Origin of the sequence: Streptomyces sp. Act143 (genome assembly GCF_003143935.1) — a bacterium.
In the GTDB taxonomy this organism is placed as follows: Bacteria; Actinomycetota; Actinomycetes; order Streptomycetales; family Streptomycetaceae; genus Streptomyces.
In genome coordinates, this window is the sequence record NZ_QFRX01000001.1 from 8,695,165 (window position 1) to 8,711,191 (window position 16,027).

Sequence of the window (16,027 nt, forward strand, 5' to 3'; positions counted from 1 at the left end):
TCGACAGAAAGGGACGGATAACCGGTGTCGACGCCGTTCTATGTCTCCCCCCAGCAGGCGATGGCCGACCGGGCGGAGTACGCCCGTAAGGGCATCGCGCGTGGCCGCAGCCTTGTGGTGCTGCAGTATGCCGACGGCATTGTGTTCGTCGGTGAGAACCCGTCCCGTGCGCTGCACAAGTTCAGCGAGATCTATGACCGGATCGGTTTCGCGGCCGCCGGCAAGTACAACGAGTACGAGAATCTGCGGATCGGTGGCGTGCGGTATGCCGATCTTCGTGGGTACACGTACGACCGTGATGACGTGACCGCGCGTGGTCTGGCGAATGTGTACGCGCAGACGCTGGGCACGATCTTCTCCTCGGCGGCCGAGAAGCCGTACGAGGTGGAGCTGGTGGTGGCGGAGGTCGGTGACACGCCCGAGGGTGATCAGATCTATCGGCTGCCGCATGACGGTTCGATCGTGGATGAGCACGGTTCGGTCGCGGTCGGTGGCAATGCCGAGCAGATCAGCAGCTATCTCGATCAGCAGCATCAGGACGGCATGAGTCTGGCCGAGGCGCTGAAGCTGGCGGTGCAGGCGCTGTCGCGGGACACGAACGGTACGCAGCGGGAGATTCCGGCGGAGCGGCTGGAGGTCGCGGTGCTGGACCGTACGCGTCCGCAGCAGCGGAAGTTCAAGCGGATCGTGGGTCGTCAGCTGGCGCGGCTGCTGGAGACCGATGGTGCGGAGACCGAGGCGGAGAGCTCCGAGGAGGAGTAGTCCTTCGGTCTCGATCGCGCCCAGTTGTCCTGGCTTTACCCCTTCTGTGCCCCGGCCCGGGTCCTCCGGCCGGGGCACAGGGCGTTCACGGGGTGCTGGGTGGGGCCGTGGAGGCGCGTACGACGAGTTCGACGGGGATGTCCCCGGCGTCGGGTGTGCGGCCGTCCAGGACGGCCAGGAGGGCTTGCATGCCGCGTTCTCCGAAGAGCTCGGCGTCGAGTCGTACCGTCGTGAGTTCGGGGTCGAGGGCGGCGGCGAGGGCGATGTCGTCGACGCCGGTGACGGAGACGTCGTCGGGGATGCGCAGGCCGCGGCGGCGGAGGGCTTTGTAGACGCCGGCGGCGAGTTTGTCGTCGTCGCAGACGATGGCGGTGGGGCGGTGGGGGGCGGGGGCTGCGAGGGCCGCTTCCGTGGCTGCCAGGGCGCCTTCGATGGACATCGGTGTGCGGGCCGTCCGCAGTGACGTCCCGGGTGTGATCGCCAGTCGTTCGGCGAGTGCCCGCGCGCGTACGTCGAAGGTCCAGGAGGGGATGTCGGCGGCGAGGTGCAGGAAGTGGCGGTGGCCGAGGCCGAGGAGGTGGTCGGCGATCTGGTGGGTGCCGTCGGTGATGTCGAGGTTGACGGTGGCGGCGCCGAGGCTGCCTTCGGGGTCGCTGTCGAGCATCACGAGGGGGAGTTGGTCGCCGCGGATGGCGGTGAGGGCGTCGGCGGCCATGGAGGAGGCGATGACGCCGTCGAGGGCGGCCTGGGCGGAGGCGAAGGGGTTGCGGGCGGGGCCGACGCCTTCGGGGGAGGGGTAGAGGACGACGCCGAAGCCGTGTGCGGCGGCGACGCGGGCGGCGCCGGTGTAGACGCCGGCGAAGAACTCGGTGGTCAGGGCGGGGACCACCAGGAGGACGGTTCGCGTGTGTCCGAGGCGGAGGTTGCGGGCGGCGAGGTTGGGCCGGTAGCCCAGTTCCCGTGCGGCCTCCCGTACTCGTTCCGCGGTCGTCTGTGAGACCCGGCCGCGCCATTTGTCGCCGAGGACGAGGGAGACCGCGGCCTGGGAGACGCCGGCGGCCTGGGCCACGTCGCGGCTGGTGGGGCGGGTGCTGCCTCCTCGTGCCACCGTGTGCCTGCTCTTTCGTCTGGACTGGGGAACAGCGCACATGGTACGTATGACGGCGGACGTTATACGTAACACTTCGGCGCTGTCGCCAACGGGAAGGGCGGGTCATGGCCGCGGGATACCTGGAGATCCTCAGGGCGAGGCACGCGACGCGGCTGCTCGTCGGCACGCTCGTGGGCCGGCTGCCCAACGCCATCGCGGCGATCGCGATCGTGCTGTTCATCCGCGCGGAGGGCGGCACGTACAGCCTCGCGGGCGCGCTGGCCGCGGTGTACGGCGTCGCCAACGCCGTGGGGCAGCCGCTGCTGGGGCGCCTGGTCGACCTGTACGGGCAGCCGCGGGTGCAGCTGCCCGCCGCGGTCCTCTCGGCGCTGGCGATGACGGTGTTCGCCTTCACGGGTACCGAGCCGCCGGCGCTCTCCTACGCCGCCGTGGCCGCCGCCGGTCTGTTCACGCCTCCGCTGGAGGGCGGTCTGCGGGCGCTGTGGTCGTCCGTCCTCCACCGGGAGGACCAGGTGCACACCGCGTACGCCATGGACGCCGTGGCGCAGGAGGTCATGTTCACCGTGGGGCCGCTGCTGCTGACGCTGTGCGCGTCGCTGTGGTCGGCGCAGGCGGCGTTGCTCGTGCTGAACGTCATCGGGGTGCTGGGGGCGCTCTCCGTGGTCGTGTCGCCGCCCTCGCGCGCGTGGCGTTCGGCGCCGCGCGAGGCGCACTGGCTGGGTGCGTTGCGCTCGCCGGGGCTGCTGGCCCTGCTGGCGGCGTTCCTGTTCGTCGGCGGCGCTCTCGGTTCGATCGCGGTCACGTCGGTGTCGTACGCGGACGAGCACGGCGGTGACGTGGTGTACGGCTGGATGATGGCGGGCCTGGGGCTCGGGGCTCTCGTCGGCGGGACGGTGTACGGCGCGCGGCAGTGGACGGGTGAGCCGGCGCGTCGACTCCAGGTGCTCGTCGCTCTTCTGGCGGCATGTCAGCTGCCGCTGATGCTGCGGCCCGGTCCGGTCCTCATGGTGGTGCTCACCGTGCTCGCCGGGTTGTTCCTGGCGCCCGCCATCGCCTGTGCGTTCGTGCTCGTGGACCGGCACGCGCCGCGGGGCACGGTCACCGAGGCCTTCTCCTGGCTGGTGACGACGTTCACCGTGGGTTCCTCGGTCGGTACGGGCCTTGCCGGGCCGGTCGTGGAGCGGGGCGGGGCCCTGTGGGGGTTCGCCGTGCCGGGGGTCACGGGGGGTGTGTCGCTGCTCGTTCTGCTGGCCACCGGGCGGGTCCTCGCAGCTCCCGGTAGGGGGGCGGTGGTTGCGGCTTCATCGGAAAATGATCCAAACCGTGCCGTCGAACCCCGTTTCAGCACCGGGGATCGGGCGTAATGTTCAGTCATGGACCGCCGCATTTTCGGGCTGGAGAACGAGTACGGCGTCACATGTACGTTCAGGGGACAGCGCCGCCTGTCTCCCGACGAGGTGGCGCGGTACCTCTTCCGCCGTGTCGTGTCATGGGGCCGCAGCAGCAACGTCTTTCTGCGAAACGGCGCCCGCCTCTATCTCGATGTCGGGTCACATCCGGAATACGCGACTCCCGAATGTGACAACGTGACGGAACTGGTCACGCACGACAAAGCAGGCGAGCGCATTCTCGAAGGACTCCTGGTGGACGCCGAACGACGCCTGCACGAGGAGGGAATCGCGGGCGACGTCTACCTCTTCAAGAACAACACCGACTCGGCGGGCAACTCCTACGGCTGTCACGAGAACTATCTCGTCGCACGCCACGGGGAGTTCTCCCGGCTCGCGGACATCCTCATTCCGTTCCTCGTCACGCGGCAGCTTCTGTGTGGTGCCGGCAAGGTGCTGCAGACGCCACGTGGCGCGGTCTACTGCGTGAGTCAGCGGGCGGAGCACATCTGGGAGGGCGTCTCCTCGGCGACGACCCGCTCGCGCCCGATCATCAACACGCGTGACGAACCGCACGCGGACGCCGAGCGCTACCGTCGTCTTCACGTCATCGTGGGCGACTCCAACATGTCCGAGACGACCATGCTGCTGAAGGTCGGCGCGACCGATCTGGTGCTGCGCATGATCGAGGCGGGCACCGTGATGCGTGATCTGACGCTGGAGAACCCGATCCGGGCGATCCGTGAGGTCAGCCATGACATCACCGGCCGGCGCAAGGTGCGTCTGGCCAGTGGCCGGGAGGCCTCCGCGCTGGAGGTGCAGCGCGAGTACTACGAGAAGGCCGTGGACTTCTGCGAGCGCCGCGGTATTCGTACGGGCACCGTCGAGCAGGTCCTGGAGCTATGGGGCCGCACGCTGGACGCGATCGAGGCCGAGGACCTCGACCGGATCGGCACCGAGATCGACTGGGTGATGAAGTACAAGCTCATCGAGCGGTACCGGGCCAAGCACAACATGACCATGTCGCATCCGCGGGTCGCGCAGATAGACCTCGCGTATCACGACATCCACCGTCGTCGCGGGCTGTACTACCTTCTGGAGCGGAAGGGGCAAGCGGCCCGTATCTGCAACGACTTGAAGATCTTCGAGGGCAAGTCCGTGCCCCCGCAGACCACTCGGGCGCGTCTTCGCGGTGACTTCATCCGGCGGGCGCAGGAGCAGCGCCGGGACTTCACGGTCGACTGGGTCCATCTCAAGCTGAACGACCAGGCGCAGCGCACGGTGTTGTGCAAGGACCCGTTCCGTTCGGTGGACGACCGGGTGGAGAAGCTGATCGCCGGTATGTGAGTCGGGTGTTCCGGCCGGATTGCCGGAACGCAACACGGGCGCCGTACGTTTTCCGTACGGCGCCCTTCTCACGCCGTAGAGTTGCGCGCACGCCATCAACAAGATCGATCGATTACGAGGCCCTCACCGTGCGCCGACGCTCACTTCTCATTGCCGTACCCGCTGGAATGGCCACGCTCGCCGCGTGTGGCGACGAGGATTCCGACTCGAGCAAGGCGAGCGACAGCGCCTCTCCCTCGGCGTCGCAGACGTCGGCCGCGCCGGCGCCGAAGATCGTCGACGGTCCGCTGCCGGCGATCACGGCGGGGACGAAGTTCGGCGAGAAGCCGACGGTCGCCAAGGGCAGTGGCGATCCGTCGGACCAGGTCGCGGTGAAGACGGTGGTTGCGGGTGGCGGCCAGACGGTCGCGGAGAACGACTACATCCAGGCGAACTACCTGGGTCAGATCTGGGACACGGCGAAGGTCTTCGACAACTCCTACGACCGCAAGACCCCGCTGGTGATCCAGCTCGCCCAGGGCTCCATCATCGACAGCTGGCGTTATGCCCTGGCGGGCAAGAAGGTGGGCAGCCGCGTGCTGATGTCCACCGCTCCCACGTGGGGGTACGGCAAGGAGGGCAACTCCTCGGCGGGCATCAAGGGCACCGACACGCTGGTCTTCGTGGTCGACATCGAGGGCACGTTCAACGCCAAGAGCTCGGCCAAGGGCAAGAACGCCGCCCAGGATGACACGGCCCTGCCGAAGGTGAGCACCAACACCGACGGCAAGGCGCCGACCATCGACGTGCCCAAGGCGGACGCGCCGACCAAGCTGGTCGCGGACTACGTGATCGAGGGCGACGGTGACGAGGTCAAGGCGGAGAACACCGTGCTCGTTCAGTACAAGGGCGTGCTGTGGGACAGCGGCAAGGAGTTCGACTCGACGTACAGCCGCAAGGCGCTGACGTCGTTCTCGCTCCAGCAGGTCGTCAAGGGGTGGGCGCAGGGGCTGACCGGCAAGAAGGTCGGCAGCCGCGTCCTCATCGTGATCCCGCCGGCGCTGGGCTACGGCGACAACCCGCCGGCCGGCAGCGGTATCTCGAAGGACTCCACGCTCGTCTTCACCGTGGACATCCTCGCGAAGATGTGAGCCCCGCCAGGATGTAAGACTGTCCCTGTTGCCTTTCCGTGAACAAGCAGGAGCTAGTGACGTGAGCATCGACAAGCCCGAGATCGACTTCCCGGGCGGCGAGCCCCCGGCGGACCTCGAGATCAAGGACATCTGGGAGGGTGACGGCGAGGTCGCGCAGGCCGGTCAGAACGTGACCGTGCACTACGTGGGTGTGGCCTTCAGCACCGGCGAGGAGTTCGACGCCAGCTGGAACCGCGGTACGCCGTTCAAGTTCCCGCTCGGTGGCGGTCGCGTCATCAAGGGCTGGGACCTCGGCGTGCAGGGCATGAAGGTCGGCGGCCGTCGTCAGCTGACCATCCCGGCGCACCTCGCCTACGGCAACCAGAGCCCGACCCCGGCGATCAAGCCGGGCGAGACGCTGATCTTCGTGGTCGACCTGATCGCCGTCTGATCATCCCGTCCGACGTGTGATCGTCACACGACCGGTCGCGATCGGCTGGGGCCCATGCCTGTCCGGGCGTGGGCCCTCGGCTTTTGCCACGCCACCGCGGGGCGGTACGGTCAACGTCATCGGGGAGCATAGGGAGGCGAAGGGCGTCGATGGCCATTGCCAAGGCCGAGCGGCTGATGAACCTGGCGCTGTGTCTGCTGGGGACGCGCAGGCCGCTCAGCAAGCGTGAGCTGCGTGAGTCCATCGAGGCCTATCTGGAAGCGAACTCGGACGACAGCTTCAACCGGATGTTCGAGCGCGACAAGGACGATCTGCGCGAACTCGGGCTCGTGATCGAGACCGTGGAGAACCTCGACGGCGAGGTCGGCTACCTCGCCCGCCGGGACAGCAACCGGCTGCCGCCCATCACGCTGGACGCCGAGGAGGCCGCGGCCCTGGGCCTGGCCGCCAAGGTCTGGCAGCAGGCGCGCCTCGCGGGCGCGGCCAGCGGCGCCTTGCAGAAGCTGCGCGCGGCCGGCCTGCCGGAGGACGTCGACCCGTACGAGGCACACGGCGCCCTGGAGCCCCGTATCCCCGTGCACGAGGCCGCGTTCGAGCCGCTCATGCTGGCCTGCCGGGACCGCCGCCCGGTTGTCTTCGACTACCGCAAGGCCACCGCCGCCCACCCCGAGACCCGGCATGTGGAGCCGTGGGCCCTGGAGTGCTGGCGCGGCCACTGGTACCTGGCGGGCTGGGACCGCGACCGGGATGCCGAGCGGGTCTTCCGGCTCTCCCGGATCACGGGCAAGGTGCGCTCCCGGGGCAGCAGCTTCACCGCGCCGGTGCCCGACGTCGTCACCGTCCGCGAGACCGTCGCGAGCTGGGCGGGGGAGACCGCCGACCGCAGCGCGCTGATCCGGCTGCGCACGGACGCCGGTTACCCCTTGCGGGCGAAGGCCACGGCGGTGCGGGAACTCGGGGGCGGCTGGGACGAGTTGGAGATCCCGTACGGCCATGGGCTGGACGCCTGGCTGGTGGAGTTCGGGCCTGACGTGGTCGTCCTGGAGCCCGCCGAGCTGCGGGCCGACGTGGTGGACCGGCTGCGTGCCGTGGCCAAGGGCTGAGGGGGAGCGGGAAACAACTGTGGCAGGCAAACCGGTCAGGCCCGTCAACGCCATCGACCAGACCCGGCGGATGCTGTCCCTGGTGACCTATCTGAAGGAGCGGCCCGGTGCCCGGGTCGAGGACGTCGCCCGTGCCTTCGGGATCACCGAGGACGAGCTGGTCTCCGACCTCGATGTGCTGCCCATGTGCGGCACCAGCTTCCGCGGCGGCGATCTGCTCGACATCGACACCGACGGCGAGCGCATCTGGTGGCACAACCCCGCCGCGCTGGGTGAGGAGACCGCCGAGCCGCTGCGGCTGGCGGCCGACGAGGCGACCGCGCTGCTGGTGGCCGCCCGTGCGGTGGCCACGCTGCCGGGGCTGCGCGAGGGCGACCGGCAGGCGCTGCTGCGGGCCACCGCCAAGGTGGAGGCCGCCGCCGGTGAGCAGGCGGGCGCCAGCTCCCGGCTGTCGGTGACCTTCGAGTCGGAGGGCGGCGTCTTCGCCGACGTCGACCGCGCGATCTCCGAGCGGCGCCGGCTGTGGATCCGCTACTACTCGCCCGCCCGCGACGAACTCAGTGAGCGCGAGATCGACCCGATCCGCCTGGTCAGCGTCGGCCACACCTATGTCGAGGCCTGGTGCCGCCGCTCCGAGGCGCGCCGCACCTTCCGGCTCGACCGGGTCGCCGAGATCAAGATCCTGGACGAGCCGTCCGCGCCGCCCGAGATCGAGCTGCGGGACCTGTCCGAGGCGCTGGTGCAGCCGGCCGCCGAGGACCCGGAGGTCGTCGTCGAGGTGGGGCCCGGCGGGCGCTGGGTCGCCGAGTACTACCCGCACGACAGTGCGGATGAGCTTCCGGACGGCGGGCTGCGTATTACCCTGCGCACCCCCGATCCGGCCTCCCTGCGCCGGCTGGCGCTGCGACTCGGCCGGGACGGCCGCATCGTCTCGCCGAGCGGACTGGCCGACAGCGCCCGGCAGGCGGCCCGCGAGGCGCTGGCGGCGTACGACGGGGTCGAGGTGCAGGACGACGGGCAGTACGACAGGCAGGAGCAGGGGCTTTGAGCGAGTCGGCTACCTCTGGCACGGCTACCTCCGGCGTGGCCGTCTCCGGCACGGCTACCTCCGGCGTGGCCGTCTCCGGCGCGCCGGCCTCCGGTGCGGCCGGTCATGGGACGGCTTCCCGGGGTGCGGCTGTCTCCGGTGCGGCGGGCATGTCCGTGGCGGCTGCCTTCGCGGGGATGAGGAGCGTCGCCCCGACGGTGTTCCGGGCGGGCTGCCCGGACTGCCGGGGCCGCTTCGAGCTCGCCGCGAGTGCCCTGCGGCTGGCCATCGGCGCCACCAGCAAGACCACGTTCTACTCGTTCACCTGCCCGGACTGCGGGGTGCCCGTGCGCAAGCCGGCGGGGGAGCGGATCGTGGAGCTGCTCACCGGCGGCGGGGTCAGGACGCTGCGCCTGCACTCGACCCTCTAGGGTCTGCCTATGTTCTGGTCGATGTTCGCCGTCGCTGTGGGTTTCCTGGGAATCGCCGTGCTCGGCGTGCTCGCCGTCCGGGTCTTCCTGGAGGCGCAGCGTCTCGGACGCCAGGTCTCCGATTCCGCGCAGCGCATCAGCAGGGCCGCGGCGGATCTGGAGCGGGCCGCCGAGAGCACCGTGCGCTCTGTGGACGCGCTGTGAGTCCTGCTGTGCACCGCATGTGAGTCCTGCGCCGGAAGCGCTTTGGGTCACTTCGCCCTGTCACCTTGACGGCATCGGCAGGTACGCTGCTGGTCGCGGCTCGGAGAACGAGGCCCGGACCGCGGACCGGGAGTACGCACGGGGATTGCCTCACGTTTACCCCTGAGCGTTACGATCGCTGACAACACGATCGTTCGGACATCTGTCCGACCGGTCGGACAGCACCCCACCCCAGCCGCCTCGGTGAGAAGGTAAAGACTTATGTTCGGAAGGCTCGGCGCCCCCGAGATCATTCTCATCCTCGTCGTCATCATCCTGCTGTTCGGCGCGAAGAAGCTTCCCGACATGGCGCGCTCGCTCGGCAAGTCCGCCCGCATCCTCAAGAGCGAGGCGAAGGCGATGAAGGACGAGGGCAAGACCCCCGCCCCGGCCGACCCGCCGCAGCAGACGGACGACCAGGCCCCGGCTCAGCGCATCATCCAGGCCGCCCCCGGCGACGTGACCAGCTCCCGCCCGGTCACCGAGCCGACGGACACGACCAAGCGCTGACGCAGGGCCGGTGACCTCCGGCCCGCCGCACGAGATGGGAACGTGGGTTGCTGAAGTCTGCCCGCAAAGAGGAGAAGGATCCCGAGGGGCGGATGCCCCTTGCGGATCACCTTCGTGAGCTCCGCAACCGGCTCGCGAAGGCGCTGCTGGCCATCGTCATCGTGACGATCGTCGCCGCCTTCTTCTACAACGACATCATCAACTTCCTGACGAAGCCGATCCTGGACTCCATCGGTTGCGACTCGAGCTTCGCGGAACTCGCCAAGTCGTCCGACGCCAGCGAGAAGTGCGCCCGGATCACGATCAACGGTCTGCTCGCGCCCTTCACGCTCGCCCTTCAGGTCTCGCTGACCGCGGGCATCGTGCTGGCCTCGCCGATCTGGCTGTACCAGCTCTGGGCCTTCGTCGCCCCGGGCCTGCACAGGCACGAGAAGAAGTACGCGTACGCGTTCGTCTTCACCGGTGCCCCGCTGTTCATCGGCGGTGCCTACTTCGCGTACTCGGTGCTCCCCACCACCGCGAAGGTCCTGATCGACTTCACCCCCAACGGCAGCATCGACAACCTGCTGCCGCTCGACGATCTGCTCCAGCTCGTCACACGCATGGTCATCGTCTTCGGCCTCTCCTTCGAGCTGCCGCTCCTGCTGGTCATGCTCAATCTCACCGGCATGATCACCGGCAAGCGGATGCTCGGCTGGTGGCGCGGCATGATCATGGGCATCACCGTGTTCGCCGCGGTCGCGACCCCGAGCACGGACCCGCTGAGCATGCTCGCGCTGGCCGGTCCCATCTGGGTGCTGTACTTCATCGCGACCCTGTTCTCCCTGCTCAACGACAGGCGCCGGCGCCGTCGTGAGGAAGCGGGCCCCGCCGACGACGAGGCCTCCGACCTGGACCTCACCCCCGAGGACATCGGCGAGGTCGAGACGGTCTCCGCCAGCCGGGCGCTGCCCGAGCAGTCGCCGGCTCCGGACCGGGTCAACGGTTATGACGACGTGACCTGAAGATCGGCGGACCGCTCGTAGGGTCAGGGACGTGACCAGCGAGATCACCCTCTTCGTCAACCCCACCGCGGGTCGCGGCCGGGGCGCCCACGCGGCGCAGCCGGCCGCTTCCGCGTTGCGGGCGGCCGGTTTCTCCGTACGCACGGTCCTCGGGGAGAACGCCCCGGACGCCCTCACACGCGCGCGTGCCGCCGTCGCGGGCGGCACCGGCGCCCTCATCGCCGTGGGCGGCGACGGCATGGCGCATCTCGCGCTCCAGGCCGTCGCCGGCACCCGCACCCCGCTCGGCCTGGTCGCCGTGGGCACCGGCAACGACCTCGCCCGCGCCCTGGGCCTGCCGATCCGGGACCCGGCCGCCGCCGGGCGGCGCATCGCCGACGCCCTCAAGGGCGGCGAGCTGCACGACATCGACCTCGGACAGGTGGGCGACCGCTGGTTCGGCACCGTCCTCGCCTCCGGCTTCGACTCCCGTGTCAACGACCGCGGCAACCGGATGCGCTGGCCGACGGGCCGTTTCCGCTACGACCTGGCGATGCTCGCCGAGCTGGCCGCGTTCCGCCCCTTCCCCTACCGCGTCCGGCTCGACGACGGTCCGGTCCGGGAGATCGAGGCCACCCTCGTCGCGGTCGGCAACGGATCGTCGTACGGCGGCGGCATGCGCATCTGCCCCGGCGCGGACCTCACCGACGGCCTCTTCGACATCACCGTGGTCGGCGACTGCAGCCGGGCCACGCTGCTCAAGGTCTTCCCGAGCGTGTACCGGGGCACCCATGTCGACCACCCGAAGGTCACCGTGCACCGGGCGGCGCACGTCCAGATCGGCGCGGCGGGGATCACCGGGTACGCGGACGGGGAGCCGCTCGGGGCGTTGCCGCTGACCGCGCGCTGCGCACCGGGGGCCGTGCGCGTCGTGGGGCTCTGAAGTGCACGGACCCGGGGTTTGACAAGACGGGATCCGGATAATGATCGTCCTGTTGTCAGTGGGGCCCGGTACGCTCGAAAGCACGATGACAGAGGACCTCTCACCGGCCGAGCGGTATGCGGCTGCCCGCAAGAGGGCTGCCGAGCAGGCCACCGCGCTCGCCTCCTTCCGCGAGATGTACGACTTCGGCCTCGACCCCTTCCAGATCGAGGCCTGCCAGGCACTTGAGGCGGGGAAGGGCGTGCTGGTGGCCGCACCCACCGGCTCCGGCAAGACGATCGTGGGCGAGTTCGCCGTCCACCTCGCCCTGCAACAGGGCAAGAAGTGCTTCTACACGACCCCCATCAAGGCGCTGTCGAACCAGAAGTACGCCGACCTGTGCCGCCGCTACGGCGCCGACAAGGTCGGTCTGCTCACCGGCGACAACAGCGTCAACTCCGAGGCGCCGGTGGTGGTGATGACCACCGAGGTGCTGCGGAACATGCTGTATGCGGGTTCGCAGACCCTCCTCGGCCTCGGGTACGTGGTCATGGACGAGGTGCACTACCTCTCCGACCGCTTCCGCGGCGCCGTGTGGGAAGAGGTGATCATTCACCTGCCGGAGTCCGTGACCCTGGTCTCCCTGTCGGCGACCGTGTCCAACGCCGAGGAGTTCGGCGACTGGCTGGACACCGTCCGCGGCGACACCGAGGTGATCGTCTCCGAGCACCGGCCCGTGCCGCTGTTCCAGCACGTGCTCGCCGGGCGGCGGATGTACGACCTGTTCGAGGAGGGCGAGGGCCAGAAGAAGGCCGTCAACCCCGACCTCACCCGGCTGGCCCGGATGGAGGCCCAGCGGCCCTCGTACCAGGACCGCAGACGCGGCCGGGCGATGCGCGAGGCCGACCGGGAGCGGGAGCGCAGACAGCGCTCGCGGGTGTGGACCCCGGGGCGTCCCGAGGTCATCGAGCGGCTCGACGCCGAAGGACTGCTGCCCGCGATCACGTTCATCTTCAGCCGGGCCGCCTGCGAGGCGGCCGTGCAGCAGTGCCTGTACGCCGGCCTGCGGCTCAACGACGACGAGGCGCGGGCCAAGGTCCGCGACCTGGTCGAGGAGCGCACCGCCTCCATCCCGACCGAGGACCTGCACGTCCTCGGGTACTACGAGTGGCTGGAGGGCCTGGAGCGCGGCATCGCCGCCCACCACGCGGGCATGCTGCCCACGTTCAAGGAGGTCGTCGAGGAGCTGTTCGTACGCGGGCTGGTCAAGGCCGTGTTCGCGACGGAGACCCTCGCGCTGGGCATCAACATGCCCGCCCGGTCCGTGGTGTTGGAGAAGCTCGTCAAGTGGAACGGCGAGCAGCACGCCGACATCACCCCCGGCGAGTACACCCAGTTGACCGGCCGGGCCGGGCGGCGCGGCATCGACGTCGAGGGTCATGCCGTGGTGCTGTGGCAGCGCGGGATGAGCCCCGACCACCTTGCGGGGCTGGCCGGTACGCGCACCTACCCGCTGCGGTCCAGTTTCAAGCCGTCGTACAACATGGCGGTCAACCTCGTCGAGCAGTTCGGGCGGCACCGGTCGCGGGAGCTGCTGGAGACCTCCTTCGCGCAGTTCCAGGCCGACAAGTCGGTCGTCGGGATCTCGCGGCAGGTGCAGCGCAACGAGGAGGGGCTGGAGGGCTACAAGGAGTCCATGACCTGCCACCTCGGCGACTTCGAGGAGTACGCGCGACTGCGGCGCGAACTGAAGGACCGCGAGACCGAGTTGGCCCGGCAGGGCGCCAACCTGCGGCGCGCCGAGGCCGCCACGGCGCTGGAGAAGCTCAAGCCCGGCGATGTCATCCACGTCCCGACCGGCAAGTACGCCGGACTGGCCCTGGTGTTGGACCCGGGGCTGCCCGCCGGGCGGTCCAACGGGCATCGGGGCTTCGAGCACCATGACGGCCCCCGGCCGCTGGTGCTGACCGCCGAGCGGCAGGTCAAGCGGCTCGCGTCGATGGACTTCCCGGTGCCGGTCGAGGCGTTGGACCGGATGCGCATCCCGAAGTCCTTCAACCCGCGCTCGCCGCAGTCCCGTCGGGACCTGGCCTCCGCCCTGCGGACCAAGGCCGGGCACATTCCGCCGGAGCGGGCCCGCAAGAAGCGGTCGCAGGCCGCCGACGACCGGGAGATCTCGCGGCTGCGGACCGCGATCCGCGCGCATCCCTGTCACGGGTGCGACGAGCGGGAGGACCACGCGCGCTGGGCCGAGCGGTACCACCGGCTGCTGCGGGACACCTCGCAGCTGGAGCGGCGCATCGAGGGGCGTACGAATACGATCGCGCGCACCTTTGACCGCATCGTCGCGTTGCTGACCGAGCTGGACTATCTGCGGGCCGACGAGGTCACCGAGCACGGCAAGCGGCTCGCGCGGCTCTACGGCGAGCTCGATCTGCTGGCCAGTGAGTGCCTGCGGGCCGGGGTCTGGGAAGGGCTCGGTCCTGCCGAGCTGGCCGCGTGCGTGTCGGCCCTGGTGTACGAGGCGCGGGTCGGTGACGACGCGATGGCGCCGAAGCTGCCGTCGGGCAAGGCGAAGGCCGCGCTCGGTGAGATGGTGCGGATCTGGGGGCGGCTGGACGCCCTGGAGGAGGATTTCCGGATCACGCAGACCGAGGGTGTCGGGCAGCGTGAGCCGGATCTCGGGTTCGCCTGGGCCGCGTACATGTGGGCCAGCGGCAAGGGGCTGGACGAGGTGCTGCGGGAGGCGGAGATGCCTGCCGGGGACTTCGTGCGCTGGTGCAAGCAGGTGATCGACGTGCTGGGGCAGATCTCGGCCGCGGCGCCGGCCAGGGAGGGGTCCACGGTGGCCAAGGCCGCGCGTAAGGCTGTGGATCAGTTGCTGCGGGGGGTTGTGGCCTACTCGTCGGTGGGGTGAGGGTTCGGCGGGCGGGTGCGGGTGGGTTGTGGCTGGTCGCGCAGTTCCCCGCGCCCCGGGGCGGCGCTGTCCCTCTCGGCGTTCAGATAGGAGCGCCAGCCTCCGTACGGCGTGATGTCGGGTGCGTCCGTCAGAGCGTCGGGTTCGCACAGGAAACCTGGGACCCTGCTTCCGTCCGCCAGTTCCACGCTGCCCAGTGCCATCGGGCGGGGGAGCGTGGACAGCAGGCGGCCCAGGCCCTCCGCCGGGAGGTGCCAGATCTCCGTCTCGATCGCCGCCCCTTCCTCGCCGACGTGCACCAGGCCGGGCTTGGGCGGAGTCGTCCGCAAGGCGTGCAGGCGGTAGCGCCGGGCTGTGGTCGTCGTACGTTCCAAACGAGCCCCCAGTGACAGAAGTTGGGGGTTCAGGGGCTGGCCCGACAGATGGGCGCCCAGCACCGCCAGCCGTGTCTCCGGCTGGAGCAGCCCCGCGATCCTCGCCAGCCGTTCGTCCGTGAACGACGGGCCGATCAGCATCACGCCGAACGGGAGGCCGTTCACCTCGCCCGCCGGTACGGCCACCGCCGCCAGGTCGAAGAGGTTCGTGGAGTTGGTGAAGCGGCCCAGGCGGGCGTTGGCGCCCAGCGGGTCGGCGGCGACCTCGGCGAGCGTGGGGTGGCCCGGGGTCGTGGGGAGCACCAGGGCGTCCGCGTCCGAAAGCTCGGCCAGAGCACGGGTGCGGAGGACGGAGAGGCGGTCCAGGTCGGCGTAGAGCCGGTGGGCCGGGATGTCGCGGGCGCGGGTGATGATGCCGGCGACGGTCGGGTCCAGGCCCTCGCCTCCCTCCGCGAGCAACTTGTCGACAAAGCTCCCCACCGCGGTGTAGCGCTCCGCCACGAACGCGCCCTCGTAGAGCATCGCGGCGGCCTCGGTGAACGGGGTCAGGTCGAGGGGGCGGATCTCGGCGCCCGCGGCAGCGAGCTGCGCGACCGCCCCCTCGTACGCCTGCGCCCAGCCCTCGTCCAGTTCGCCGAGCTGTTCGAGGGGCGGGGCGGCAATGCGCCAGGGGCCCGGTGCGCGACCGGGGCGGGGCGGGGGTGTGCCGGTCGTCATGTGGGACAGTGCCTGCTCCGCCTCCGGGAGGGTGCGGGCGAACACCGTCACGCAGTCCAGGGAGGCGCAGGCCGGGACCACTCCGGTCGTCGGGACCAGGCCCCGGGTGGGTTTGAGGCCGACGACGCCGTTGAAGGCGGCCGGTACCCGTCCCGACCCGGCCGTGTCGGTGCCCAGCGCGAAGTCCACCAGGCCGAGGGCCACCGCGACGGCCGAGCCCGAGCTGGAGCCGCCGCTGACGCGGGACGGGTCGTGGGCGTTGCGGACGGCGCCGTGCGGGGAGCGGGTGCCGACCAGGCCGGTCGCGAACTGGTCCAGGTTCGTGGTGCCCAGCACGAGCGCACCGGCCGCGCGCAGGCGGGCGACGACGGGGGCGTCCTCGGCGGGGTGGTGGGCGTACGCCGGGCAGCCCGCGGTCGTGGGCAGGCCCGCCACGTCGATGTTGCCCTTGGCGGCGAACAGGCGGCCGGCCAGCGGGAGGCGCTCACCGGCGGCGACACGGGTGTCGAGGGCGCGGGCCTCGGCCTCTGCCTCCCGCTGCGGGCGCAGGTCGATCCAGATCTCGGGGCGGTCGACGGCCTCGATGCGGGCGTAGGCGGCGCGGACGCGGGAGACGGCGGTGGACATCT

At 70.3% G+C, this 16,027-nt stretch carries 15 protein-coding genes; 13 read left to right on the plus strand and 2 right to left on the minus strand.

The features are described from left to right. Positions 1-24 precede the first annotated feature (24 nt). Entirely contained in the window at positions 25-762 is a 738-nt protein-coding gene (gene prcA / locus DI272_RS39725; protein ID WP_109500010.1) for a proteasome subunit alpha, read from the plus strand. Between the two features lie 85 nt (positions 763-847). On the opposite strand, the gene DI272_RS39730 is transcribed toward prcA, so the two are convergent. Further along, positions 848-1,912, minus strand: a complete 1,065-nt coding sequence (locus DI272_RS39730) for a LacI family DNA-binding transcriptional regulator (protein WP_109500011.1) — start codon at positions 1,910-1,912, stop codon at positions 848-850. A 65-nt stretch (positions 1,913-1,977) separates the two neighbouring features. Here DI272_RS39730 and DI272_RS39735 point away from each other — a divergent pair, with 65 nt between their 5' ends. The 12 genes from DI272_RS39735 to DI272_RS39790 all read left to right on the plus strand — a co-directional run bounded on the left by DI272_RS39735 (position 1,978) and on the right by DI272_RS39790 (position 14,307). Continuing rightward, positions 1,978-3,237 carry an MFS transporter gene (locus tag DI272_RS39735; RefSeq protein WP_109500012.1) on the plus strand — a complete coding sequence of 420 codons (1,260 nt, stop codon included), beginning with the start codon at positions 1,978-1,980 and terminating at the stop codon, positions 3,235-3,237. Positions 3,238-3,246: 9 nt separating this feature from the next. Then, complete coding sequence (gene pafA, locus DI272_RS39740; protein WP_059196529.1) at positions 3,247-4,608, plus strand: Pup--protein ligase; 1,362 nt, start codon at positions 3,247-3,249, stop codon at positions 4,606-4,608. Positions 4,609-4,736: 128 nt separating this feature from the next. Further along, positions 4,737-5,738, plus strand: a complete 1,002-nt coding sequence (locus DI272_RS39745; RefSeq protein WP_109500013.1) for an FKBP-type peptidyl-prolyl cis-trans isomerase — start codon at positions 4,737-4,739, stop codon at positions 5,736-5,738. A gap of 61 nt (positions 5,739-5,799) precedes the next feature. Continuing rightward, positions 5,800-6,171, plus strand: a complete 372-nt coding sequence (locus tag DI272_RS39750) for an FKBP-type peptidyl-prolyl cis-trans isomerase (protein WP_109500014.1) — start codon at positions 5,800-5,802, stop codon at positions 6,169-6,171. Positions 6,172-6,320: 149 nt separating this feature from the next. Continuing rightward, on the plus strand, positions 6,321-7,274 hold the full coding sequence (locus DI272_RS39755) for a YafY family protein (RefSeq protein ID WP_109500015.1): 954 nt from the start codon (positions 6,321-6,323) through the stop codon (positions 7,272-7,274). Positions 7,275-7,293: 19 nt separating this feature from the next. Continuing rightward, the gene (locus tag DI272_RS39760; RefSeq protein WP_109500016.1) at positions 7,294-8,322 is read left to right on the plus strand and encodes a YafY family protein; all 1,029 of its coding nucleotides are present in this window, start codon (positions 7,294-7,296) and stop codon (positions 8,320-8,322) included. A 149-nt stretch (positions 8,323-8,471) separates the two neighbouring features. After that, entirely contained in the window at positions 8,472-8,732 is a 261-nt protein-coding gene (locus tag DI272_RS39765; protein WP_109501284.1) for a hypothetical protein, read from the plus strand. Between the two features lie 9 nt (positions 8,733-8,741). Continuing rightward, a complete protein-coding gene (locus DI272_RS39770; protein WP_109500017.1) occupies positions 8,742-8,936 on the plus strand; it encodes a hypothetical protein in 195 nt (64 codons plus the stop codon). Between the two features lie 261 nt (positions 8,937-9,197). After that, positions 9,198-9,485, plus strand: a complete 288-nt coding sequence (gene tatA / locus DI272_RS39775; protein ID WP_109500018.1) for a Sec-independent protein translocase subunit TatA — start codon at positions 9,198-9,200, stop codon at positions 9,483-9,485. Positions 9,486-9,532: 47 nt separating this feature from the next. Continuing rightward, positions 9,533-10,489 carry a twin-arginine translocase subunit TatC gene (tatC, locus tag DI272_RS39780; protein WP_109500019.1) on the plus strand — a complete coding sequence of 319 codons (957 nt, stop codon included), beginning with the start codon at positions 9,533-9,535 and terminating at the stop codon, positions 10,487-10,489. 31 nt (positions 10,490-10,520) lie between these two features. Continuing rightward, complete coding sequence (locus DI272_RS39785) at positions 10,521-11,411, plus strand: diacylglycerol kinase (RefSeq protein ID WP_109500020.1); 891 nt, start codon at positions 10,521-10,523, stop codon at positions 11,409-11,411. 40 nt (positions 11,412-11,451) lie between these two features. Beyond that, positions 11,452-14,307, plus strand: coding sequence for an RNA helicase (locus tag DI272_RS39790; RefSeq protein ID WP_109500021.1), 2,856 nt, complete (start codon positions 11,452-11,454; stop codon positions 14,305-14,307). On the opposite strand, the gene atzF is transcribed toward DI272_RS39790, so the two are convergent. Further along, entirely contained in the window at positions 14,289-16,025 is a 1,737-nt protein-coding gene (atzF, locus tag DI272_RS39795; RefSeq protein WP_109501285.1) for an allophanate hydrolase, read from the minus strand. The genes DI272_RS39790 and atzF overlap by 19 nt on opposite strands. Between the last annotated feature and the right edge of the window lie 2 nt (positions 16,026-16,027).